The following is a 23,324-nucleotide window of genomic DNA, read 5'->3' on the forward strand; positions in this document are numbered from 1 at the left end:
GTCAAAGTGCTCAGACAATCATTCACTTGGGGAACAACAGGTTTCAGCTATGATTAACGAGGATGGAGAGGTGGCAATGACAGCAGACAATTTGAACCCCACTTTAGAGATTCGTGGTGTTGTCAAGCAAAAACGTCGCTGGCCTGTGATTACCAGCATCACCGTGGGGGTTCTCGCCCTTGCCCTGGCAGGTGGCAGCTGGGCGTATGCCACGCACTATGCAAACTTGGTCCTGCCCCACACGATGCTGGGAAAGCATGATGTCGGAGGCCAGACCCCCAACGCATTGAAACGTAGCTTGACCGACAACTGCCAAAATCTGCGCGTCACCTTTAGCGGAGACATTCCCCAAAAATCCTTGAGTCTGGGACAGATGGGTTTGGACTGCGACGTTCCCGGCACCGCCGCTGTCGTGATGAAAGCCAACCACAACCTGGGCGAAGTCTTGGCGTCCACCGTCAAAGAACGCCAGGTCACCCCCCTTTTCACCCTTGATAAAGTCGTCGCCACCCAGGCCGCTCGTGCCCTGACCGCTGGACGACCCGACACCGTCGCTGACCCGCATCTGGGATTTAACAGTGAACGCGGCACTTTTGAGGTGCAGGCGGGCAGCGCTGGGCAAGGCGTCGACCCGAAAATCGTCATCGCCGCCGCTCAAAAAACCTGGAAGACCCAGATGAAACAAACCCTCAAGGTGAAACTGACCAAAGTTTCCCCCATCGCCCCGGATGCACAGCTGAAAACTTGGGCAAAGACCGGAAACGAACTGATTGCCCCGAAAGTAAACCTGATTGGTCGCAAAGTCGGGCATGTCATTCCCCCGGCAGACAAAGCCCAATGGGTCGAAGTCACCGAGAACGGACCGGTCATCAGCGAAAAGAAAGTGCTGGATTGGCTAAAAACGTTTACCGACGAAAAAATCGACGTGAACCATGGTCCCGGCGAACGCACCATGACGAAAGATGGCTACCTGTTGACCCTGACCAAAATGGCTCTGGACTCCAAGAAAGTCTCGAACAATGAGACCATCGCCGCCGAAATCACCGCCGCCCTGAAAGCCGGACAAAACTATCGCGGCGTTTTTGAAATGGCAGTCCAGGAAGGCAAATTTCACGACACGGTCGTGGACGAAAACCTGCCCCGCCCGCCCTACAAAGCCAAGCCGGGGGAAAAGTTCATCAGTATCGACCTGACCAACCACACCGTAGCGGCTTGGGAAGGCGACAAAGTTGTGTGGGGACCCGTCGAAGCAGTCCACGGATCGCTGCCATCCCCGACCTATCCCGGAATTTTTCACGTCCAAACCAAACTGGTGAACGCCCACATGAAAAACGATAACGCCTGGGACGGCGCTTATGACACGTGGAGCCCCTGGACCATGTATTATCACGGCGACTACGCCGTACACGGCACCAATACTCGCTGGAATTGGGTGCAGACGAACTACGGTGGGTCACACGGCTGCGTAAACTTAAAGCCCGCCAATGCCAAAGAGCTGTTCAACTGGGCTCGAGTGGGAACTCCGGTGGTCATCCACAGGGCTGGGGTCCTCTAGGTATTCGAAAGGTTCCATGGATGCCCTTCCCGTATCATCCGACGCATTTGACGCCGCAGCATCGGCGTGGGTCGCTCACATCCCACCCCGGCTCACTCGCGCTCGGGGCAGCGTTGCTGCTGGTGTTCGGAGCGAGCTGGCTGACATTTAGCCACCCGCCGGTGTGGAGCCCGGAGCAGTCTGCCCAAATCAGCGCTGCGCGCCAGGCAGCATGTCAGCGCAGCGTCACTTTGCGTCTGGGGAGCAAAAGCTTTTTAGCTAAGCCCGACCAGGTTTGCTCCTGGCTGCAGCCGGTACCGCAACCCACCAAACAGCTCAGTCCTCAGCCGCTGCCCAAGCCCCAGTTCAACGTCAACGCGATTACTCAATGGGTACACTCCTGCACCTCCCAAGTCGAAAAAACCGCCGTAAACGGAAAACGACAGGTGGACAGTGCGGGTCGCCTGGTGAGCCTGCTGAAAGATCCGGTCAATGGGGCGACGGTAGACCACCCGAACAGCCTGGTTACCCAGATTAAAACAGCCCTGCACAGCAGCACCGGCAACGTGAAAGTCGCCGGAAAGCTGTCTCCCCGCCACGCCGGTTTCGATGACACCGTGGTGGCAGATCCGCCGCTGACCTACCACCCCCAACCCAATGAGAAATGGGTTGACGTCAACCTGACCACCCACACTTTGGCAGCCTACGAAGGCGATAAGCTGGTCATGGGACCAGTCCCGGTCGTTCACGGACACCGGCTCGCCCCCACCGTGCAGGGCGTGTTCAAGATTTATTCACGAGTTCCGTTCCAAGACATGACCGGGATCGGGTTTGACGGACCGTATTCCGAGCCGGCGAACTATATCCAGTATTTTCACAAGGGGTTCGCCCTCCACCCCGCACCGTGGCGCACCAGTTTCGTCTATACTCCCGATACCGGTTCGCACGGCTGCGTCAATATGCGTCCCGACGATGCCAAGTGGATGTGGGATTGGGCGGACACCAACACCACGGTGGTGACGCACCCGTAAGTCCGCCGGTCCGCTACGCGACGTAACCAGCAGCTGATTCGTCCAAATCCCCAGTCAAACCGGCGCGCTGCGCGCGTCGACCGAAAACCACAATCCACGCCACGAGGACCGCATAAACCACCAATGCCACCGCTATCTTTACCGGTGTCAACAATGCAGACGGCGTCAAGAACGCTTCTTCTAGCCCCGAAATCCCCAGCAGGATAATCAGCCCGGCTGCCACCGGTCCGAACTGGCGACCTGCCCGCGCCAAGGACACCATGCGTGGATCCTCACCGGGCACAAACAACGCCCAAAACAGCCGCAGCGCCGCGGCGCAAGACAACACGATACAAGACAGTTCCAGCAACCCGTGAGGGGTGATAAGCCCGAAGAAAATCCCCAAATCACCGTACTTTGCCATGATGGCTCCTGCCACCCCCACATTGGCGAAGTTCATCAACAACTGGTAGACCGGATAGGCACCGGTAAAGAACATAGCCACCATCATCACGGCAATCGTCGCGTTATTGGTCCACACTTGGGCAGCAAAATCCGGGGCAGGATAGTTTGAATAATAGGCTTTGAAAGAATCTTCGGCATATTGGCGCATCTCAATCTCGGTTTGCTGCGCCAGCAGAATCTCGGGATGGGTATAGATCCAAAAGCCCGTAAACACCGCGGTAATCAGCGATAACGCCAGCAGCGCCAGGAAAACCGGTCCAATTCGATACAGCGCCAGGGGCAGAGTCACGGTAAAGAACCCGCCCACGGACTCCCGAAACGTCCGGCGCGTCCCCCCGATACGCCCTCGTGCCGTGGACACCAGATTCGTCAAATCCAACACGACATCCGGGTCAGTCGGTACGGAAGTGATAGTCGCCAAATCCGCACTAGCGCGGTGATATAGCCCCATCAGTTCGTCGATTTCTGCCCCGCTCAGACGGGGTTTGCGGTTTAACGCCGCCAGGCGTTTCCAGTCCTCAGTCCGCCCTGCGGTATACGCATCGATGTCCATGCTGCTAATTTATACTCAATGGAACAATTTAGCGGAACGAAAATCCGACCCGACGTGGTCATCACCGGTGAAGCCATCGCCCTGCTGGTGCAGCCGGCGTCACTATTTTTGCGCGTCGCGGCAGCTATTGTCGATGCCATCGTCGTGATTTTAGGGATGATTATTACTTACGAAATCCTGTTCCTGATTATGGAGCTGCGCGGTGACGGCGACGAGATTCCATTTTTTTCCAACGAGGCACAAGTCGCCGCGTTCATCTCGATAGTCACGGCGGTATGGCTGTTTTTGGTGCCGATGCTGGTTGAGACGCTGACCCGCGGCAAATCGCTGGGACGTTTCATCGTGGGGACGCGCATAGTTCGTGATGACGGAGGTCCCATCACTTTGCGCCATGCTTTCGTGCGCACCCTGATTGGCTTGGGCGAGCTATGGATGACGATGGGTGCCGGGGCGATTATTGCGGCATGGACGAACCGGAGAGGCAAACGCATCGGGGATATTTTCGCCGGAACTTACGCCGTTTCCGAGGCGTCCGGAGTGACCCGTAGACCGCTGCTGATGGCTCCGGAGCTGGCAGATTGGGCAGGGGACGCCAACGTCGGAGAGCTTGACGGGGTCACCACCGTAGCAGCACGCCGGTTTTTGCAAAGCGCCACCAAGATGGACCCAATCCACCGTCAGCGCACCGCCCAAGCGCTCGCCACCGCCCTGGTGAACAGGGTGTATCCACCACCGCCCCCCGGAACTGACCCAGAGCGCTTCATCGCCGCGGTCCTGGTGCTGCGCCGGGACGCCGAGTATCGCACGAACGCTGCGATTCAGGCACGTTTGGAACAGAGACTTTCCGCGGTGTCTGGCTCGCGATACGGGATTTAGCGTCTCGCCCTCGCTTTTAAACCACTGCTCAGCTGGTGAGATGGACATAGATTTGGCTGGACACAGCCAGGTCGGGAATCGGCTCTAGGGCATCAATCCCATCACCGTCACCCAAGTTCGTGGTGACCAGCTGGGTTACATACAAATCCGGGGCTTCTACCAGCTGCGGAGTTTCTTCCTTGAGGGGCATCACCGCCGTGGTCATCGCGTTGACGACATGGGTGGTTTCCGCAATCCGATATTCCTGAGGTTTGTTGGTGAGATTTGTGACCAGCAGCTGCCGCTGGGTTGCGGCGGGTCCCATCACCACTCCTCCGCCGGTAGACAGCGCGGGCAGCCACGCCACATCGCGCACAAATTTGTCCGGGTCCGTGGGAGAAACCGAGCCTTGCCGATAGATGACCGCTCCTGCCACCACGGGCTGAGTGGCGTTGACAACCACCGCATAGTTGCCCGGCTGCAAGCCACCCAGCGTGAAATCCAGCACCGCGCCGGGATCCAAATCCAGGTCTTTGCCTCCCGGCAGCGGGAAACGACCGTTTTCGTTGACGACTTCAATGCTGGCTCGTGCCGTATCCGCACCAGGATTTAACAGGCGCACCGCGCCAAGACTCCCGTCCATCGCCACGCCCGGAATGACCTGGGTGGTGTGCGGCAGGGTCGAGGCGTGTACCAGGGAGACTCCCCCCGCCGTCAAGCCCAGCAAACTGTGCGTCTGCAGTGAAGACGCCAGACCGGCTCCGTTTGCGGTGACTCGCACCACCAGACGCTGGCTCCCTCCCACCTGGGATTCCAGGGGAATGGCTTGCAGCTGATGTGCAGGCACGTTGATTTTGTCCCCGCGGGGAAAATCGAGTTTCCCGGTGTCTCCCCAGACTTCGACCTTGGCATCCACCGGATTGGCGGAGGGGTTCATCAGCTGCAACACGCTCGATTCCCCGACCTCGCTCGAACCGCCGACCAGCCAGGATTCCAACTGTGCCGGTTGACAGGACGCACTGGCCAAACCACGATAGTCACCCGAAGACACCGACTGTTCGATGTCAGCCGCCGCCAGGGCAACTTTGCCATCCCACGGTTGCGCCGTGAGGAAACCGCTGACCGGAGTGGAAAAACTGCCGTACAGCATCGCCGATTTCGGGGTCAGCACGAGGTCGTTGCGGGGATTCTCCGGGGGCGGGGCGACTTCTTCGGGGTCATTTTTTGAGGCGTGCGCGGTCCCGGCATGATGCGACTTAGTTTGGTTCGGGGTCGTTTCTGCCGGAGTCGGAGTGGCGGGCTGCGGGGCGCGTCCCAGCGAGCCCAGGGGCTGGTAGACAGCCTTTTCCGGAACCCTATCAGTGCGAGCCAAAACGGTGGAGGTCATCGACCCCGCGATTTTGGGCGGGGTCAACGGCTTGCCCTCCCCATCGACCGCTGCCGGATTCACCGTAGGCGGCACCTGAGGACAAGCCAAGGTAATCTGACCGGGAGGAACCGGGACCGGCTCGCCATAGTGCGGCTTCTGAGCAGCTGCCGGTCGAGTCAAACCAATGGCGACCACCAGCCCGGCCACGGTCACGACCAGCAGGGTGGCGAGGAACCAACGTACCCGCTCCCACCGGCTGACCGTCGCGTAACGGGAGTCCGCCGATTTCACTTCTGGGGACTCCGCCTCTGGCAGCGTATCCTCAACCGTTTCGAGTTTCACAATCTCACCTCCGACACCCGACGCAGCGGTAGGGCTGCTGCCAGGGCAATCAGCAGGGACACCAGCAGCACCGCACCCCACAGCTGGTGGGGAAGATAAGCGTAGGTGATGGTCACGGTGCCGGAGCTGGGGGGCAGCTGATAGAGCGCATTCCACTGACCCGTTTCTACCGGGTCGATAATTTTGCCGTTAAACCGCACGGTAAAGCTGCTATCAGCACGTTCGCTCAACGCCAGCAGGCGTCCCGCCGGTCCCTCCGGGACACGAGCTTTCCCGCCACGCACGTTGAGAGCCTGCGCCTTGACTTCACCAGTCGGCCAGGACGGGTGTCCCCCCTTCCACTGGGCAGGAGCAATCCGAGCCAGGCTCGCCGTGGCGGAATCAGCCAGACGCCACACCGTGCCAGCCTCCGTGGTGGTAATCCGTTCCAGTGGCGCTGCCGAATCCAACGTGTTGACCAGGGCAGTGGTCGCGGCATCACGACTGGGGGGCACGATAATGAAGTTCACGTTCAACTGGGCGAGCTGTTCGCCCAGCTTCGGAGTGGAACCCCCCAGCACCGCTGCCACCGTGGTCTGTAGCACCGCGTCAGCCGCATCGGGGGTACGGGACCCGGTCACGTTACGGTAATTTTTTAGTTTCAGATAGGGGGAAGCTTCAAAAGTCGTGTCTCGCCAGTCCCGCCACAGACTCGCCGTCACCAGGGTGGATTGGTGCGGGGCGCTGGCGACCTCCAGGTTCAGCGCCCGCAGGTGGCGCGGGGAAGACTGCCCTTGCGCGACCGTAGCGGGAAGGCTCGCCTCCCGGAACGTTTTCAGGGCGTTAAAGCCGGAATCGGCAGGAGCCGCAAACTGGTTTACCAACACCGGGGTGGCACCCAAGACCGGAATCAACAGCGCGGCTGCCACCACGGCTTTAGCGCTGCGATTGCTCCAGTTGGCAATCTCTACCGGCATTGTCAGCTCGAGACGCCCCATCGAGAACAGGGCGGACGTAATCAATCCCGCGTGAAACACCGCCAGCCCCGGTCCGCCCCACGCGCATACGGCGTCAGCTCCCGAAACGGAAACCGGGGTGGAACTCGCCAGCCACGCCGTCACCACGCCCCCCAGCGCAAACAGCAGACTCCAGTGCGCCCCGGTGGAACGACCCGGAATAATCACCCCCACCACCACGGTGAGCAGCAACAACCCCATGGGCAGGAAAGCGAGAATTTGCCAGCCCGGCAGGGCAATGGGCAGGGCTGTCGCCGCCACATCAAGCGGCCACGCCGTGAGCAAATCCCACCAGTTCGGCATAGAGACGGGCAGCGGCACCGACAGACTGGACAGCCACAGCGACCATTGGGCAGGCGAACTCACCGTGCGCATCGCTGTGGGCAAAGCCAGCAGCACCGCGGGAGACAACACGATCAGAGCATGAACGGCTTTCAGCCGTAAACGGGCAGGAATGCGGCTAAAAGTAGAAGCTCTCGTCTCCGCTTGCGCACCGACATAAAGCGGGTTAGCGACTCCTTTCAGCATCGCCAGCCCCACCAGCAGCACCACGGGAATGACCATAATCACGGACGCACTCACTGTCAGGAACCCGGTGAGGGCAGCAATACCAACCTGAATAATCGCGGCAGAATGCACGCTGACGGTGACCGGTTCGATTTCTCCCATCACGGTGCGAGTCACGGGCATCCCCGTGCCCCGCGCTAGTGAACCAACGAAAAGGGGCACGCTCACTGCCAAAATCCACACCGGCAACTGCCCCAGACCCATACTGACCAGCAGGTTCGGACTGAGAATCCAGGACAAGGCAGCGAGGGCACGCAACGTGCGAGAGTCCGTGAGGACTCCGCTAGCCCACCACGCGCTCAGCCAGGCGAGAGGCAGGGTCGCAAACAACAGGACTGCCAGCACCACCGCCCCTTTTATTCCGACCAGACCGGCAACCTGTCCCAGGCTCGCCACTTCCAGCCCTAGGGGATCCGTTGCCCCGACTGTTGAGCCATAGCCCAAACCGGCAGGAATCCACCCGGAAATCAGGTCATTCCAAAAGTCCCGGTTGCTGGCCGGCAGGTTCGCCAATGCTCCCCCAGACACGCCGCCGATGGCAAAGCGCCAGCCCACCAGTGCTACCAGAATCAGAGCGGCAGCGACGCTCCACACGAGGGTGCGATCCAAGGATTTTTCGGTATAAAAATTACGTCGTGCGACCCCGTCCGGAATCTGGGGACGGCGCTGATCCTTCGCGACGCGCCGGGCAGTCGTTTTGGCTTGGCGGATTTGGGACGACTTCGCTTGGAGGGGTCGCAGGGTGCGGGGGCTAATCTTGCTTTGTCGTGCCCGTCGCAATCGGGATTGCCACGCTGCAAAAGGTCGGAACACCGTTACCAGGGTGGATTTTAGTTCTCCTGCCGCCAGTTTTGGCTCTTTCGTGATGATTCGCCAGAGCACCCGCAGTGCGCCGAGTACCAAAACTGCCAGGGGGAGGAAGATAAACTGCCACCAGGGCGCTGCCACCATCCAGTTGTGCAGCTGGGCGGTGCGCCGGGCAGCAAAGGAACGCTTCGGATTCGGTTCCAGCTTGCCGTTGGCATCCGCATCGCGCCCGGTGGGGTCAAAGCTGCGGGCAGAACGCGCGGGACGTCCTCCATCGGGACCGCGCAGCCCAAAGTAGCCTGCCATCTTGTGATAAACCACGGCGTGCGGCGCCACCATGACCCGATACCCCGCCAGGCGAACCCGCCGGGAAAACTCCAGACCATCACCGAAAGGTCCTAAGTGCGGGTCGAAACCGTCCAGACGGCGAAATGTGTCCCAGTCCACCAGCATTCCCGCCGTGCCCACTGCCAGCACGTCTCCGCGACCGTCGTATTGACCCTGATCGACTTCGCCGGTGTCCATTTCTTGCAGACGGCGCCCGGAGCGAGTCGCGTGGATGCCGACCTCGACGATTTGATTGGCTTTGTCCCACAGTCGCTGTTTCGCCCCCACCACTTTGATGGCAGAGTCAGATTCCAGGACTTTCAGCTGTTCAGCCAGGCAGGTGGGAGCGGGGGCGGAGTCATCGTGCAAAATCCACAGGGCGTGGGGTTGTCCCGGCGGGGGCGTCGGAAAATCGGGTTGCGCGGTAGCTTGCCGCAGCGCTTCGCCCAAGTTGGGGACTCCCGGCGTTTTCAGGACTTTTGTGCCGGAACGATGCGCGACCCCGGAGCTGGAAACGTCGATGACGAACACGTCGCGCGGCGCCAAGGTTTGTCGCGAAACCGCCAAAAGGGTCGCTGCCAAATAGGGCGTCTCCCCAGAAGTGACGATAAGGGCGGTAACTGCAGTGCGCACAGAGTTAAGGATATTACTTCCCTATTGGAGTCAGGACACGCGACGCTTCAAACGACGGCGTTCCCGCTCAGACAAGCCACCCCAGATCCCAAAGCGCTCGTCGTTTTCCAGCGCATATTGCAGGCATTCAGCCTTTACTGGGCAGCAGGAGCAGACGTTCTTCGCTTCCCGTGTCGAACCGCCCTTTTCCGGGAAAAAGGCTTCTGGATCGGTTTGAGCACACAGCGCCTGAGCTTGCCAAGCGAGTGGTCCGTTGAGAATTTCGTCAATCTCTGGGGCTGTATCAGCGAAATCGAGATCGCCTTCACCAAACAGATTCCACAAGGACCCTTCACCTCATTCGCTCGGACAACTTCTGTAGACTCGGCACCGCGTCTCAGAGGGGCCAAGAACCGTTACCTCTAAGTTACACGCGTGTGATTCCAGAGTTCAAGTGGGTTCAGGCTCAGAGTTTGGCTCCAGCACGCGAAAATCCACCAACCGCACAGCTTGAGCGCAAATGTGAGATATATCACATACGCTCGACACGCCCCTGGAACGTTTGCCACAAAAGCAGGTTTGAGAATAATTACCTACTCGTCTCAAGGAATATCGGTCTGGAGCACTACCCCAGTTCCAGCAGCATAGACCGGAACCTTATCTGCCCGGACAAACACAACCTCTCCCGGGTGCAACACCAGACCGGCAGTCGCCCCATCACGCATGGTCGGAGTACCTTCCAAACACAGAATCAGGCGCCCCCCGTGACCGGGCAACGCCAATTCCCGCCCGTCCAGGCGGGTCACCGAAAACTCGAAATCATCCACCGGAGCATAGAACACCTGAGTCGACTCCGTCACCCACTCGGGAGCGATGCGCACCGGCGGGGCAGCGACATAATCCAGACAGTTCAACAGCTCCTGACAATCCACGTGCTTTTCAGTCAGCCCTGCCCGCAACACATTGTCCGAACTGGCCATCACTTCCACCCCCAGCCCGGACAGATAGGCGTGAATCCCACCGGGGGGCGTAAACAGCACCTCTCCCGGTCGCAACGTCACCGGGTTCAGCATCGCTGCCACGATTGCCCCCGCATCCCCCGGATAGGAACGTGCCAAACCCATCACGGTCCGGTCCACGCGCACGGACGGCGAGGTTCCCGCCTGCAGACGATCCGTCATCGCCGCCACCGTGGCCTCGACCTGCGCCGCTTGTGGGGTCGTATGGGGAGACAAGAGTCGATCCACCACCGTGCGGATGCCTTGGGGGGACGTATTGACCCGCAGCATGGACACGATTTGCACCGCTAGCTCGGTGTCTAAGTCAGCAAAAATCTCGATAATGCGCCGAGGTGCCCGAAACCCTGCCAGCGCCTCGAACTTCGTAATCGCATAGATGAGTTCGGGTTTATAGTTGGGGTCTTTGTACAGCCGCTGCGGAGAATCCAGCGGGATTCCCGCCAAATCCTCAGCTTTGTAGCGTGCCTCGGCACGGGATTTGTCCGGATGGACCTGCAGGGACAACGGGCGTTTCGGGGCGATGAACTTCATCAGGTAGGGCAGGCGCGGTCCGAAACGCTCCACCACCGAAGCCCCCAACGTACCGACCGGATCAGCCGCAATCCAGTCCTCCAGGGTCAAAGGGTCCTCCTCTACCTGACCGGACTCATCAAGCAAAACCGAAGGCGATAGCTGGTGAGCACCGAACCACACTTCTGCCAGCGTCTGACCGGGCGTACCAATGCCAAAGCGCTCCTGAATAGCACTATCTGACCCCCAAGCGTAGCGTTTCTCAATCCCTCCGATGCGTTCCACGGTGTTTCCCCTTTCACTGGTCTGGGATTAATTTTAGGGAGGTTTTCGCCGTTCATAAGTCATTTCGGGAGGCTTTTGGTTGATAGGCTTAGTTTCATGCGTGGAATTATTTTGGCCGGCGGATCCGGCACTCGTTTGCATCCCATCACTCTGGGCACTTCGAAACAGCTGGTGCCGGTCTATGACAAGCCGATGGTGTATTACCCTTTGACGACTTTGATTCTGGCAGGAATTCAAGACGTCCTGGTCATTACCACCCCGCACGATGCCCCGTCTTTCCATCGTCTGCTCGGTGACGGTTCTCAGTTTGGGATTCACCTGGAATATCAGGTGCAAGAGGTGCCCAATGGGCTGGCTCAAGCGTTCGTGTTGGGGGCGGATTTCATCGGTTCGCAAGAAGCCGCCCTGGTGCTGGGGGACAACATTTTCTATGGTCCGGGCATGGGCGACCAGCTGCAACGCTTCAAGGGGATTGACGGCGGGGCTGTATTTGCCTACCACGTCCACAACCCCAAGGCTTACGGGGTGGTGGAGTTCGACGAAAACTTCCGCGCGATTTCTATTGAAGAAAAACCCGCGCAGCCCAAGTCAAACTATGCGGTGCCGGGGCTGTATTTCTATGACAACGACGTGGTGGAGATCGCTCGGAACCTACAGCCCAGCGCCCGCGGGGAATACGAGATTACAGACGTCAATAGGGTGTACCTCGAAGCCGGAAAACTGCAGGTCGAGGTCCTGCCGCGCGGCACGGCTTGGCTGGACACCGGGACTTTTGACTCCCTGGCGGACGCAACCGCATTCGTGCGAACCGTGGAAAAGCGGCAAGACCTGAAAGTGGGCTGTCCCGAAGAAGCCGCATGGCGCCGCGGATTTTTGAGCGACGCGGAGCTGGTCAAACGCGCCGAGCCGCTGCGGAAATCCGGCTACGGGGATTACCTGCTGGGGCTGCTGGAGGCATAGTGCCCCCGCGTTGACGCCCCGCAACGCGGGGTTCAATCCAAGTAATCAGCCAAAATCTCTTTAGCTGCTACTTCCCAGCGTTCCTCCCAGGGACCGATTGGCTCCAATCCCAGGTCACGGATAGTTTTGTGCGCCAAAACGGAGAAAGCCGGGCGCGGGGCCGGGCGCGGGAAATCAGCGGTGGTGACCGGCGCGACCATCGACGGATCCTTGCCCAGGGAACGTACGATAGCCTGCGTGAAACCATGCCAGTTCGTCTTGCCCTGAGCTGTCCCGTGATAAATTCCGCTGGGCGCTTTCGCTGAAATCAGGCGCCAAATCAAATCTGCGAGGTCACGAGTCCAGGTCGGTTGGCCATACTGATCTGCCACCACTGTCAGTCGGTCATGTTCCCCCGCTAAACGCGCCATCGTCTTGGGGAAACAATTGCCCTTGGCGCCATACAGCCAGGCAGTACGCACAATCAGGTAATCCTCGCTGAGGGAACGCAGCGCCCATTCTCCCGCCAGCTTGGTCCGTCCATAGGCTCCTGCCGGTTTCGGTAGAGCGTACTCTTCGCAAGGCGTCTCTCGGTCTGCCGGTTCATCAAACACATAGTCGGTAGAAATATGCACCAGGCGTGCCCCGATTTCCCGGCACTGCGCCGCCAGATACTGCACCGCGGTCGCGTTGATATCAAAGGCCGCGCGTTCTTGTTCCTCAGCCTTATCAACCGCGGTAAAAGCGGCGGTGTTAACCACCACGTCAGCCTCCACCACGTGTTCTTTGACGGAAGACTGCACCGTCAAGTCGATTTCCGGACGGTCATAAGTGCGCACGTCCTCCCCCTGGGATTGCAACATCTCGACCAAATCCTGACCGAGCATTCCGTTTGCTCCCACAACTATCCACCGCATTTTGTTTCCCTTCCATTGATTCGCCTGAGTATCAGGACTGTTTTGGGACGCTTTCGCGAGCCAAACCTACCGGGTCTTGTTCCGTGTTCATCATACCCGGCTTTTTCGGCGGGCTTTTATAATGGTAGAGATGAGTACCCAGATTTGGCGCCGCGACCTCACCCCGCTCCCTTCCCACCCGACCTTGGGGGTGGCCATGACGACCTGTAACGGTTCCCGTTTTGTCGCCACGCAGGTACGCTCCATTTTGAATCAAAAACTTCCTATCGACGAGCTCACCATCGGGGACGACGATTCTGGTGACAACACCGTAGAGATTGTGCAGAGCCTGGTGGATGATTTTAATCGTCAACATCCCGCCCATCCGATTCGTCTCAACTGGCGCTTACACCGTCCCCGGATAGGAATTCGCGACAACTTTTCTGACGCAATCAGTGCCACCACGACTGATGTCGTGTTTCTCTCCGATCAGGACGATGAATGGGGTCCCGAAAAGACCACGGTACTAACCGCCGCTTTGCGCGACGCGGAGCTGGTGCATTCCGATGCGGTCTTGACCGGCTCCGACGGACGACCCCTGGGGAATCCGCAACGTCCCAAGACCCTGTTGCACGAACTAAAAGCCTCGCCGTCAGAACTGCAGCACTTGACCGAGGGAGATGCGTTTTCCGTACTTTTGAAACGTAATCTCATCACCGGGGCAACGGTGGCGCTGCGGGGAGAATTCGCCCGCGAAAATATGCCGACCCCACCGGGGCTGCTGCATGATGAATGGTTGGCAATGATGGCGGCATTAGACGGACGGTTACGCCTGGTGCAGACTTCTGTGCAACGCCCACTAACGTACTACCGCCAACACGGAGGGAACGCAGTCGGGGCTCGCAAGATTACCTTGCGAGACCGTTGGAAACAGCTCACCGCGGGAAATGAATCGGATAACCAGCGTCGACTGACCCGCGCGTGTTCCTTGGCTCAAGCTGCCGACACACGTCAGCTGGGCACGCCCTCGCAACGCCACGACCTGGTGAAAGCATTGGCGCACCAACAAAGCCGCAGTGACCTGCCCCACCATCGGTTAGCCCGGATTCCCGGCATCACTGCTGAAGCCATCCGGGGCAACTACAGCCGGTACTCTCGCGGCTGGCTAACCATGATTCGCGACCTGCTCTCTGCCTAGACGCCCCAGCGCGAAGCGAAGCAACAAAGCAGAGAGAAGGTATCCCAGCAGCGAAGCCGCCACGAAACCGGCAGTGCCTCGAGAAAGCGCCACACCGGGAGTCACCCACAGTGCCGCTACGGTTCCAGCCAAGGTCACTGCCCAGGTCAGCACGGCATAGAGATATTTTTGTAATGAAACAAAAACTGCGGCTTGGAGCAAAGCTGCCCCCAAGACCACCGTCGCCGCGAGGATGACCGCCACCAGCCAGCCGGGAGCCACGTAAGCGGGACCGAACAACAGGGCTACTGCCCACGGACCCAACCACCAGCCCAGAGCAAAACTTGTGAGGGCTACCGACACGGTCGCGAAAAAGACCTTTCCCAGCAGGGTATAGAGTTCTGCAGCGCGCCCCGCCGCGAGTATCCGGGTAGTTTCAGGAATTACCAGCGCTTGGATCGGGGACAGCAGCACCAGCGGGATACGGCACAGCGTCACCACTGCAAAAAATACGGCAAGACCGCGTGAGCTGCCTAGTAAGCCGGTCACCAAAGCCGGGTACCCGGTCAAAATAGCAGCCAAAAGGGCGTTTGCCGCCCCCAATGTCAGCACCCGTCCCGCTACGGTCCGCCACGGTTCTCGTGAGTCTGGGGCAAATGGATGCACCCGTAAGCGCCCCAGAGCCACTATCCAACCATAGGAGCCCAAGGCGGTCGCGACTAATGCCCACAGCAGAGAAGGGGCGGTCAGCCAAATCACGAAAGGCAACAGTCCCAGCAGGCGCAGCACCGGTTCAGCCACCAATATCACCGCGTAGATGCCTTCCCTCCGACTCCCCAAAGCCAGACCTCGCATCGAAAATTGCGCCACAAAACCTAGATAAGCAAAAGCCAACACCGCCAGCGTAATCCAGTGAAAAGAACTGGTGCGAGACTCCGAAGTATCACTCCCAAACAAAACCGCCCCTCCGGGGGTGACCCCGACAAGCAGCAACACCATCCAAGCAAATCCGAGAGCCACGAAGTTGAGCTGCCATATCGAAACCGGAGGGTTCTGCCCGCGAGAGTGGGCTAGGGCGGTCTGACGCGCAGTTTCCTGTTCTACCAGGGATAGCGCCGACCCCCCGGCGAAAAGGACTCCCCACAAAGCGATAAACGCAGCGTTTTCATCAGGAGGAAGCCACCGTGCCACCCATGCCAACAGCAAGATTCCGAGCAGGCTGGCTGCTATCAGCGCCACCCCAATTATTCCCACTCGTTTCACGGTTATTCTCCCTGCGAAACCGTGGGGTCGAAGGATTGCGGTGAAAATGCAGCGGTTTCCTCGGGGCGCGATTGTTTTCGGTAGCCGGCACGGCATCCCAATGCCAAACCCCTCAAAAATCCGCTTCCGAAAATGATTCCGAACGGGAGAGTCAAAGCACCCACCGCACAGGCTTCGCCCTTGGTTCCCCCACAAGCCTTCACGGCACCTCCCGCCGCGGCACTACCAGCTAATGCCAGCCCTGCCACCACACGAGGATGCCAGTGCATCAGCGCAAATCCAGCCAGGGCAGCACTTCCCGCCCCCGCAAGGATTCCCAGTAAGCCAAACCAAGGCACACTCCCCAAATAAGAATCCACAAAAGTGGTGCCGCGGTAAAAGCATTGCTTCGACCACTTTCGGGGTGTGTCTTTGCCGAAATAATCACAGCTCACTGCCGGATCGAGACTGATACCCGGCACAGCGGCCAAGGAACGCAGTAAACCGGTGTCATCCGAAACAAGTTTGGGGTTGTCAAAGCTGGAGGAGAATTCCCCAACCGCTGCTAAGAGCCGTTCCCGCGGCGCAAAGAAAGCACCGGTGCCTTTGGGATAACTATTAAAGTTTGCGGAATTGATAGTGACGGGACGGGGGTTCTTCCAGTATTGCCGCCACCAGACCTTTGTCAGTCCAGACCAAAACGCTGCCCAAGGACTGGTGGTGTTAGCCAGCTGAACATGAAAATTCCAGACCTCCCGAACCTGATGAGAGGCTTCACTGGCGAGCAGTTCCTGTCTGAGTCGGCGCAGCGCATCCGCGGCAAGGTTCACTCGGGCATCAAGGAGCAGGACATAACGGGTTCGCGCCGCGGCAAGCCCCCGGGAACGCGCCAAGAAACGCCCACTGTTTGGTTGACGCAGCAAGAAAATCTCGCCCTGCTGCGCCAAGACATCGAGTTTGGCAGCATCCGCCGGACCGGATCCGTCATCAACCACGATGAGACGAGTTTTAATCCCCGCGTGGGCAGCAGCAATTTGCAGATGAGCGGCTGCATCGGAAACATGGTCGCCTTCGTTAAATACCGGCATAACTACGTCTAGCTCAGTAAAGTCAGGCATGGGATACCTCAAGTTCACCAGAGTTTGTTTCGGTAAGAGTGTCCCGGTGCGCGGGCGAAACGTGAACCAACCACAAGGTAGCGAAAACCGCGAAGATAAAGGTCAGCGCGCCGATAATCCAGGTCTGGAGAGGTAGCGGGGCGGGAAAATCCCACCACCATGAGATTTTACTATTGAGATTCACTCCACCTTTCCAGGTTTCGCCGCGAACGTAACGTCCTACCACCGCAAAGAGGGATTGCAGATTTGCCCAGCACATAAAGAGCAGCACAAAAATTTCATAGCGCAGAGTACTGGTCACGAATTTGTGGGCAGGTTGGTCCGGCTCCGCGCAGACCGGCGGTAACAGCCAAATCACCATCACGATGACCAGCAGCGGAAGCATGTATCGGGGCTGGTAGCGGTTGATGTCGACGTAGTTTTGCAAAAACATCACCACGAAAGGTACTCCCAACAATGCACCCAAACTGAAAAAGATGCCCCAGAATTTTCGTGCCGTGAACGTGGACAAGCCCAGAGAAATCAGCACTCCCACCGCGATGGCAGAAGCAAAAACTCCTTCTGGGCGCAGGTTGACGTCAAACCATCCCGGCCCCCATCCGGCACCCCACAAACCGAAAAAGAATCGGGGCAGCGACATGGTCAAACCAAACAATTTCCCCAAAAGACCAGGCATTTCGCGATCATTATCGCCGGAATCGCTCAGGGCTTCGTTCTGTCCGGAGGTTGCGGTGACTATCAGACCGAGCACCGAAGCAATGGTTGAAAAGATTAGCAGCCAACGGCGGCGTGGGCAGCGCGGAATCAGCATCCAGATGCTCAACGACACAACAAAAATATAAAACGCGGCATCAGCGCGCGACGCCATTGCCATCAGGCACCCCAGGGCAGAAAGCACCACTAAGACTATTTGCCGCCACCGCAGCGACACGGGAAGACGCGCGGGCGTTGTGGCGGGAAAAACTTCGCGGCGCGGCTCGCTGAATGCCGCGGCGTGAAGCCCCAGCCCGAATCCCGCGACTCCTATCAGAGCCCAGGAGGAGGGATTATTTGAGGCGATTAAATAAATCCCCATCGGGACCCACGACCCCACCAAAGCAAGGAAATACCACGGTCGGAATCGCGGTGGAGCCAGTAACAATATGGCCCCGAGCAGCAGCACCGCCAAAGCCACGTTGCACATCCGCATTGCCACCACGGAAACCTCCACGTTTTTTCCCACCAGGAGATGCTGTAGCTGGTAGTAACCCCAGGGATAGTCGCCACGATCAACACGATTGGTAAATGCCGTCTCGCCGTCAAAGTCTTCGCTGCAAGCCGCTGAAACCTTTGACTTCGTCACAAAACAGGTCAACTGGGTGAAACGGGCGGGAACCTTCACCGCGGGTTTGCCGTCGATGGTCTTTGTGGCACATCCGGAACTTTCCACCGGTCGTGGACACCAGATACTAGCGAGGTGATAATCGTCGTCCGGAGAACCTCCCGGCGGGGAGGCTAATGACCAAGCGAAACCGGTGAGCAGAAACCCTCCCACGGCTATCAACACCAGCACCGCGCGCAGCCACAGTGGAGCCGCAACAGCCCAGTGTCCGATTTGGGCAAACTTTCTCCGCATGCCCCCTATGGGTTTTTCGGTAGCGGGGGTGGCACCAATCTGTACTGTTCCAGAACATGTTGGCGCCGGCTCGACACGGTCGGCGGGGAGGTTCGATTCGCTCATGCTTTCTCCGTCAGGGTGTCCGCGATGATTCGCGATGGATGATAAGCCTCCACCAGTGAATCAAACTGATATTCTCTCCAATGAGTTAGGAAATCATCCAAAATTGTTAAATCCATCTTGGTCAACACCACATTACGACCTAAGCCTTGTTGCCTTTCGGTGTGCGCCCGGTGCACCGCGGTCGGAACTCCCAGTACCGCGCATTCTTCTTGCAGTCCGCCGGAATCCGTGATGACTAAAGCTGCGCGGGTCAAAATCGCCATGAAGTTTATGTAGCGTTCTTTCTCTAAAACTGTGATGTTACCGTTCAAGATAGAGGTCAGACCATATTTCTTAAGCAGCACCCGTTCGGATTGTCCCAGCATCAGCACCACGGGCATATCCTCCGCGAGACGCTCGACTCTGCGCAATATCGTCGTATAGTCGTTCTGATTTTGCACCAGTTCGAAACGATGCAGGGTAACGAGTGCAAAATGTTCAGGTAAATCTTGCCGCGGGGTGGTGTGATTAATCGCGTAACGCAACGCATCAACTACCGTATTTGCTTTCGTCACGATAATCCGCGATCCCCGCGTCACAGAACTCGCGAGGTTATCCCTTTCCAGCTCTGTAGGGGCGAAATGCAGCTGCGCTAAGCGACCAACGATACGCCGGTTAATTTCTTCTGGGAAAGGATTAAACAAGGCTCCGCTGCGCAGCCCCGCTTCTACATGAGCGACCCGGCAACCCCACAGTCGTCCCATTAGCGCGCCGATAACAGTCGTGAAGGTATCACCATGTACCACCACAATCCCTCGGTCACACCGCCTGCGAAATTCCGGAAAGAAACGCACAAAAGTCCCAGCAATGCGGGCTAACCACGGGATGACTTGACCGGTCCTCGCCACGGTTTGACGATGCGAGGACGGCACAAAGTGCGCGTCTTCCGGAGGCAGTCCAAAGTCTTGCAGGACCTCGGAGGCGCCTTCGACATGCTGGTCAGTGGCCCACAGTTGGTATTCCACCCCTCGTTCCCGCAGTTCACGCAAGATGGGGGCGATTTTTATGTATTCGGCGGTAGTACCTGCAATAAAAGTAATCATTGTGATTTGTTCTCCTTTGCGTCCTCATCCGGAGCGAAATCGGTCGCATCAGCCCCTGCTCGCGGATGTCTGGTAACGCCGGTTTTCCGTTCCAAGACTTCAATCCGCTGTTTTAATAAAGCAACTTCTTCCACCAGATGCCTTTTTTCGGCGTCACTGCGGCTCAAATCCACCGAAAACTGTAAAGTCATCAGCAGTAAAACGACCCCAGAGAGGAAAAACCCCAAGTTCAGGGGCACTACCACACCGAGACTCTTTGCCACCCACGTCAAGACACCGGGGAAAATGGACACAACCAATACCGCTACGCCAACCAAAAACCACCATACGGAATATTTTTCTTTCATCCCCGAATTGCGCAGCGCCAAGATAATCATCAGGAACACCAGGAGAGAAAAAACCACCCCGATTAGGTACGTGCCACCCATCATCACTTTCCTCCCTTTCGCCGGGACAATGCTACCAACAATGCCAAACCAGCCCGGAGCAGGTACACCGCGGAAGCTACCGGACTGTGGGAAGGCTCTCCCCCCAGGCGCGGGCGCATCTCCACCGGCACTTGCATGATGCGCAGTCCCGCTTTTGCCGCAATAACCAGAGCTTCGATGGTGTCCCCGAGATACTGGGCGGGGAGTTCCCGCGCAAAGAGTTCCATGCCCCGGCGATTGACCAGTTTAAATCCTGAAGTCGTATCCGTGAGTTTTGTCCCGCACACCCGGGAGAGCACTATTGCTAACAGACGCATCGCTAAACGCCGGGGTCCGCGTGCCTGATAGTCTCCGCGACCGGCAAAACGAGCGCCGATGACGATGTCAGCGCCCTGTTCTTGACAGGCTGTCAACAGGTTTTCCACATACAGTGGATCGTGCTGTCCATCGCCATCAATCTGAATCGCATAATCATAGTCATGTTCCACCGCGTAACGATAACCGGCTCGCATCGCTCCGCCAACCCCCAGATTTAAGGGCAAATCGAGCAGCTCCACCGGTGGACCATAATTGCGTACTATGCCGGGAGTGGCATCTGTGGAGCCATCATTGACCACCAAAATGTCGGCGCCCAAATCTGCCGCTACCACTTGGTCCAAGACCACCGGCAAGGTCACCGATTCATTCCAGGCAGGAATGATAATCAGGGTTCTCGCGGCTTGCAGCCCTGTCCCGGTTTGCTGCTCATCTGCATTTGCGTCCAAGGGTGCTCTCAGTCATTTTGTACGGAGTGTTCAATGACCTTGCTGAGCATATTTGGCCTCAGTTTCGGCCTTGGCTCCTCGCCACCAGTCCTCGTGGGTGGTGTACCACTCGATGGTGTCGCGCAACCCCTCATCGAACGAGGTGAACCGCGGGGTCCAGCCAGTTTCCTCGCACAGCTTCGTGTTGTCAATCGCGTAGCGTCGATCGTGACCGGGACGGTCCTTCACATGGTCAAAATCATCCTCGGGGAATCCCATCATGCGGTTCAGGGCTTGCACGACTTCCAGGTTGTTCTTTTCACCATTAGCACCAATCAGGTAGGTTTCACCCAACCGACCTTGGTTAATAATCGCCCACACGGCAGTATTGTGATCCAACACGTGAATCCAATCCCGGACATTCAACCCATCTCCATACAGGCGCGGGCGCACCCCGTCGATACGGTTCGTAATCATGCGCGGAATGAACTTTTCCACATGCTGATAGGGTCCATAGTTGTTTGAGCAGTTTGAAATGGTCGCCTCCACCCCGAACGAACGCACCCAGGCACGCACCAACATGTCGGACCCCGCTTTTGAAGCTGAGTAGGGTGAGGACGGCAGGTAGGGAGTTTCCGGCGTGAACTTGTGGGGGTCGTCTAGCGCCAGGTCGCCATAGACTTCATCGGTCGAGATGTGGTGCAGGCGCACGTGGTGGCGTCGGCAGGCTTCGAGAATGTGGAAGGTACCCACCAGGTTGGAGTAAATAAACGGCGAGGGATCCACCAGCGAGTTGTCGTTGTGGGACTCGGCAGCAAAGTGAACCACCAGGTCAGCATCCTTCACAAGGGAGTCCACCAGGTCACGGTCGGCCAGGTCACCGACCACCAGGTTCACTCGGTCCAGTCCTTCAATGGAGGCAGGATTGCCGGCATAGCCCAGCTTATCCAGCACCGTCACGGTGGCATCCGGGTAATCCTCTACAGTAGTGTGGACAAAGTTAGCGCCAATAAAACCGGCTCCGCCGGTGACTAAAACATGCATTCTCAGTTCCTTCTTTCGTCTCTCTACGTTTCTCAGCCTACCGTGGTACTGGAGAGATTTTAACCACTCTCGCCGCTGTTATTCCGTTCTGAGGTCCTTTTCAGCGCTTTCCGGCTGGTTTTGTCTCGATTCTCGCAAAATGATTACTGCCCAGATTCCAAAGGTTAGCACTTCCATGACCAACCAGAAATGGGGACCCGGCACTCCCTTCCACCACCAGGTCGATTCCCCCGGGAGGTACTGCGTGCCACGCCAATAGCGCATCGCCACCGCATAGAGCGCGACAGACGCAGACACGGTCGTCCCCAATCCGATTACCCACCGCTGCACAGAAACCATCAGGGCAGAGCGATTGAACGGATAAAGCCACACCCCCACAATTAGTGTGAGCAAAGGCAACAGGTACCGCGGTTGAACATAAACACCGACGGTAGCGTGTTTTTCAAACAACAAGAGTAACGGCATCGCCACATAAAACAGCAGCAATACCAACGCAATCAGGTTAGTTCGCCGCGACGCCTGACACAGCGCTAAAAATAGCACCCCGGAACAGACAGCGAAACCCAAGAACGGCACCACTCGAGGCAGGTCGATTTCCAGAGCACCCAGAGGCCACAGCCCGAAAACGCCCAGGAAATAATCTGGGATGTTGAGCAGATTCATGAAGATATCGTGACGGCTCTGTCTCTCCGCTGCATCGCGTCCCAATACCGCCGCAAAAAAATCCCCCAGCACGGTTGAGTGCAGGAAACGAGCGGACACGGCAATAATCACCAGCAAAAACACCACCAGGGAAACCGCCACCCCGCTGATGGTGCCTGCCCCCCGGAATCGGCGACGTAACGCCGAAAAATCCAATCCCCAAGCTAATGCCGCAAGGAGAGCCAAACCACAAAAGACGACGGAGTCCCAGCGGGCCCCAGAACCGTACATAAAAGACACCACCGCCAGAATCACCAAACCTGCCCGGCGCTTCACACTCGCTGAGTCCCGTTCCATAGCTCCGCAAATCGCAAAGAATACCAATACCGGAGCCAGCGTCGCCCAGGAACTGGGGTTGAGGGAAGACAGCAGGGACAATCCCAAGGGAACTTGGGTGACCAAAACGGTCAGCCACAGGTTACGGCGCCGGTTCCTCCCCAAAAGACCAGCAACCGCTCCGGTCAGTACCGCTGCCAAGGCTGCATTGACCAGGCGGGTCAACATGGTGGTCAAGACGAGGTTTTTCCCGGCATACAAGCTGTGGAATCTGTAATAAAACGACGGATAGGCACCCTCGGAATTCCAACGCTTCGTCCGGTGCATCTCAGCGTTGCCGGATTTCAGTGCAGACTCGACGCAGGCTGCAGAATCGGTGGGTGTTTTAATGTAGCAGTTCACCGCTTCAGTATTCGTGGGCACTTCCACAATGCGCGCATCGGTCGCGGAGTGACGGCAGATTCCCCCACGGTTCTGCGCAGAACACAGGATGGAATTCAAGTGAAAGTCTGCATCGGGCGTGCCTCCCACCGGAGCAGCCACCGCCCACGGCACCAGAATCAGGAAAAACAGCAGCGGTAGAATTAGCAATTCGCCCCAGCACCGCCACCGCACAGACTGCGCAAACTGCGCAAACCGCGCCGCGGGATGGGAAACTTCGGACCTCAAAGTGTCTCCTTAAATGCGGTAAAGATAGCTTATTCATT

At 58.1% G+C, this 23,324-nt stretch carries 19 protein-coding genes; 5 read left to right on the forward strand and 14 right to left on the reverse strand.

Features of this window, described 5'->3' with window-relative positions; all coding sequences use genetic code 11:
• Window positions 1-76 precede the first annotated feature (76 nt).
• Window positions 77-1,555, forward strand: coding sequence for a L,D-transpeptidase (locus HMPREF0574_RS03715; RefSeq protein WP_236585826.1), 1,479 nt, complete (start codon window positions 77-79; stop codon window positions 1,553-1,555).
• 20 nt (window positions 1,556-1,575) lie between these two features.
• On the forward strand, window positions 1,576-2,565 hold the full coding sequence (locus HMPREF0574_RS03720; protein ID WP_004007356.1) for a L,D-transpeptidase: 990 nt from the start codon (window positions 1,576-1,578) through the stop codon (window positions 2,563-2,565).
• Between the two features lie 13 nt (window positions 2,566-2,578).
• On the opposite strand, the gene HMPREF0574_RS03725 is transcribed toward HMPREF0574_RS03720, so the two are convergent.
• Entirely contained in the window at window positions 2,579-3,460 is an 882-nt protein-coding gene (locus HMPREF0574_RS03725) for a stage II sporulation protein M (protein ID WP_370446373.1), read from the reverse strand.
• A 120-nt stretch (window positions 3,461-3,580) separates the two neighbouring features.
• Here HMPREF0574_RS03725 and HMPREF0574_RS03730 point away from each other — a divergent pair, with 120 nt between their 5' ends.
• Window positions 3,581-4,438, forward strand: coding sequence for an RDD family protein (locus HMPREF0574_RS03730; protein WP_004007358.1), 858 nt, complete (start codon window positions 3,581-3,583; stop codon window positions 4,436-4,438).
• Window positions 4,439-4,466: 28 nt separating this feature from the next.
• Here the strand turns inward: HMPREF0574_RS03730 and HMPREF0574_RS03735 are convergent, their stop codons facing one another.
• The 4 genes from HMPREF0574_RS03735 to manA all read right to left on the reverse strand — a co-directional run bounded on the left by HMPREF0574_RS03735 (window position 4,467) and on the right by manA (window position 11,250).
• Window positions 4,467-6,128, reverse strand: coding sequence for a DUF5719 family protein (locus HMPREF0574_RS03735; protein WP_004007359.1), 1,662 nt, complete (start codon window positions 6,126-6,128; stop codon window positions 4,467-4,469).
• Window positions 6,125-9,457 (reverse strand): glycosyltransferase family 2 protein, encoded by a 3,333-nt coding sequence (locus tag HMPREF0574_RS03740; RefSeq protein WP_004007360.1) that lies wholly within the window; start codon window positions 9,455-9,457, stop codon window positions 6,125-6,127. The genes HMPREF0574_RS03735 and HMPREF0574_RS03740 overlap by 4 nt, the downstream gene beginning before the upstream one ends.
• A 30-nt stretch (window positions 9,458-9,487) precedes the next feature.
• A complete protein-coding gene (locus HMPREF0574_RS03745; protein WP_004007361.1) occupies window positions 9,488-9,781 on the reverse strand; it encodes a WhiB family transcriptional regulator in 294 nt (97 codons plus the stop codon).
• Between the two features lie 257 nt (window positions 9,782-10,038).
• Window positions 10,039-11,250, reverse strand: coding sequence for a mannose-6-phosphate isomerase, class I (manA, locus tag HMPREF0574_RS03750; RefSeq protein WP_004007362.1), 1,212 nt, complete (start codon window positions 11,248-11,250; stop codon window positions 10,039-10,041).
• A gap of 96 nt (window positions 11,251-11,346) precedes the next feature.
• Here manA and rfbA point away from each other — a divergent pair, with 96 nt between their 5' ends.
• Complete coding sequence (gene rfbA / locus HMPREF0574_RS03755; RefSeq protein WP_004007363.1) at window positions 11,347-12,210, forward strand: glucose-1-phosphate thymidylyltransferase RfbA; 864 nt, start codon at window positions 11,347-11,349, stop codon at window positions 12,208-12,210.
• A 32-nt stretch (window positions 12,211-12,242) separates the two neighbouring features.
• Here rfbA and rfbD read toward each other — a convergent pair whose 3' ends face one another.
• On the reverse strand, window positions 12,243-13,106 hold the full coding sequence (gene rfbD / locus HMPREF0574_RS03760; RefSeq protein ID WP_004007364.1) for a dTDP-4-dehydrorhamnose reductase: 864 nt from the start codon (window positions 13,104-13,106) through the stop codon (window positions 12,243-12,245).
• 130 nt (window positions 13,107-13,236) lie between these two features.
• Between rfbD and HMPREF0574_RS03765 the strand changes: the two genes are divergently transcribed.
• A complete protein-coding gene (locus HMPREF0574_RS03765) occupies window positions 13,237-14,283 on the forward strand; it encodes a glycosyltransferase (protein ID WP_236585825.1) in 1,047 nt (348 codons plus the stop codon).
• Here the strand turns inward: HMPREF0574_RS03765 and HMPREF0574_RS03770 are convergent.
• The 8 genes from HMPREF0574_RS03770 to HMPREF0574_RS03805 all read right to left on the reverse strand — a co-directional run bounded on the left by HMPREF0574_RS03770 (window position 14,251) and on the right by HMPREF0574_RS03805 (window position 23,286).
• Entirely contained in the window at window positions 14,251-15,525 is a 1,275-nt protein-coding gene (locus tag HMPREF0574_RS03770; protein ID WP_236585824.1) for a lipopolysaccharide biosynthesis protein, read from the reverse strand. The genes HMPREF0574_RS03765 and HMPREF0574_RS03770 overlap by 33 nt on opposite strands.
• A 2-nt stretch (window positions 15,526-15,527) precedes the next feature.
• Window positions 15,528-16,622: a glycosyltransferase gene (locus HMPREF0574_RS03775; RefSeq protein ID WP_004007367.1), complete on the reverse strand. Its 1,095-nt coding sequence runs from the start codon at window positions 16,620-16,622 to the stop codon at window positions 15,528-15,530.
• Window positions 16,615-18,342 (reverse strand): DUF2142 domain-containing protein, encoded by a 1,728-nt coding sequence (locus tag HMPREF0574_RS03780; protein ID WP_004007368.1) that lies wholly within the window; start codon window positions 18,340-18,342, stop codon window positions 16,615-16,617. The genes HMPREF0574_RS03775 and HMPREF0574_RS03780 overlap by 8 nt, the downstream gene beginning before the upstream one ends.
• Window positions 18,339-19,424, reverse strand: a complete 1,086-nt coding sequence (locus tag HMPREF0574_RS03785) for a UDP-N-acetylglucosamine 2-epimerase (RefSeq protein ID WP_004007369.1) — start codon at window positions 19,422-19,424, stop codon at window positions 18,339-18,341. Before HMPREF0574_RS03785 ends, HMPREF0574_RS03780 begins: the two co-directional genes overlap by 4 nt.
• Window positions 19,421-19,855 carry a DUF2304 domain-containing protein gene (locus HMPREF0574_RS03790; protein WP_004007370.1) on the reverse strand — a complete coding sequence of 145 codons (435 nt, stop codon included), beginning with the start codon at window positions 19,853-19,855 and terminating at the stop codon, window positions 19,421-19,423. The genes HMPREF0574_RS03785 and HMPREF0574_RS03790 overlap by 4 nt, the downstream gene beginning before the upstream one ends.
• Window positions 19,855-20,616: a glycosyltransferase family 2 protein gene (locus tag HMPREF0574_RS03795; protein ID WP_004007371.1), complete on the reverse strand. Its 762-nt coding sequence runs from the start codon at window positions 20,614-20,616 to the stop codon at window positions 19,855-19,857. The genes HMPREF0574_RS03790 and HMPREF0574_RS03795 overlap by 1 nt, the downstream gene beginning before the upstream one ends.
• Window positions 20,617-20,646: 30 nt before the next feature.
• The gene (gene rfbB / locus HMPREF0574_RS03800; RefSeq protein ID WP_004007372.1) at window positions 20,647-21,639 is read right to left on the reverse strand and encodes a dTDP-glucose 4,6-dehydratase; all 993 of its coding nucleotides are present in this window, start codon (window positions 21,637-21,639) and stop codon (window positions 20,647-20,649) included.
• Window positions 21,640-21,717: 78 nt separating this feature from the next.
• Window positions 21,718-23,286 carry a DUF2142 domain-containing protein gene (locus tag HMPREF0574_RS03805; protein ID WP_004007373.1) on the reverse strand — a complete coding sequence of 523 codons (1,569 nt, stop codon included), beginning with the start codon at window positions 23,284-23,286 and terminating at the stop codon, window positions 21,718-21,720.
• Window positions 23,287-23,324: the final 38 nt, after the last annotated feature.

This window comes from Mobiluncus curtisii subsp. curtisii ATCC 35241 (assembly GCF_000146285.1).
Taxonomy (GTDB): Bacteria; Actinomycetota; Actinomycetes; order Actinomycetales; family Actinomycetaceae; genus Mobiluncus; species Mobiluncus curtisii.

What these genes read in the sequence shown, in the direction of transcription:
- HMPREF0574_RS03715 (WP_236585826.1), top strand. Translation starts at nt 77, where the DNA reads ATGACAGCAGACAATTTGAACCCCACTTTAGAGATTCGTGGTGTTGTC.
- HMPREF0574_RS03720 (WP_004007356.1), top strand. Translation starts at nt 1,576, where the DNA reads ATGCCCTTCCCGTATCATCCGACGCATTTGACGCCGCAGCATCGGCGT.
- HMPREF0574_RS03725 (WP_370446373.1), bottom strand. Translation starts at nt 3,460, where the DNA reads ATGGGGCTATATCACCGCGCTAGTGCGGATTTGGCGACTATCACTTCC.
- HMPREF0574_RS03730 (WP_004007358.1), top strand. Translation starts at nt 3,581, where the DNA reads ATGGAACAATTTAGCGGAACGAAAATCCGACCCGACGTGGTCATCACC.
- rfbA (WP_004007363.1), top strand. Translation starts at nt 11,347, where the DNA reads ATGCGTGGAATTATTTTGGCCGGCGGATCCGGCACTCGTTTGCATCCC.
- rfbD (WP_004007364.1), bottom strand. Translation starts at nt 13,106, where the DNA reads ATGCGGTGGATAGTTGTGGGAGCAAACGGAATGCTCGGTCAGGATTTG.
- HMPREF0574_RS03765 (WP_236585825.1), top strand. Translation starts at nt 13,237, where the DNA reads ATGAGTACCCAGATTTGGCGCCGCGACCTCACCCCGCTCCCTTCCCAC.
- HMPREF0574_RS03775 (WP_004007367.1), bottom strand. Translation starts at nt 16,622, where the DNA reads ATGCCTGACTTTACTGAGCTAGACGTAGTTATGCCGGTATTTAACGAA.
- HMPREF0574_RS03780 (WP_004007368.1), bottom strand. Translation starts at nt 18,342, where the DNA reads ATGAGCGAATCGAACCTCCCCGCCGACCGTGTCGAGCCGGCGCCAACA.
- HMPREF0574_RS03785 (WP_004007369.1), bottom strand. Translation starts at nt 19,424, where the DNA reads ATGATTACTTTTATTGCAGGTACTACCGCCGAATACATAAAAATCGCC.
- HMPREF0574_RS03790 (WP_004007370.1), bottom strand. Translation starts at nt 19,855, where the DNA reads ATGATGGGTGGCACGTACCTAATCGGGGTGGTTTTTTCTCTCCTGGTG.
- rfbB (WP_004007372.1), bottom strand. Translation starts at nt 21,639, where the DNA reads ATGCATGTTTTAGTCACCGGCGGAGCCGGTTTTATTGGCGCTAACTTT.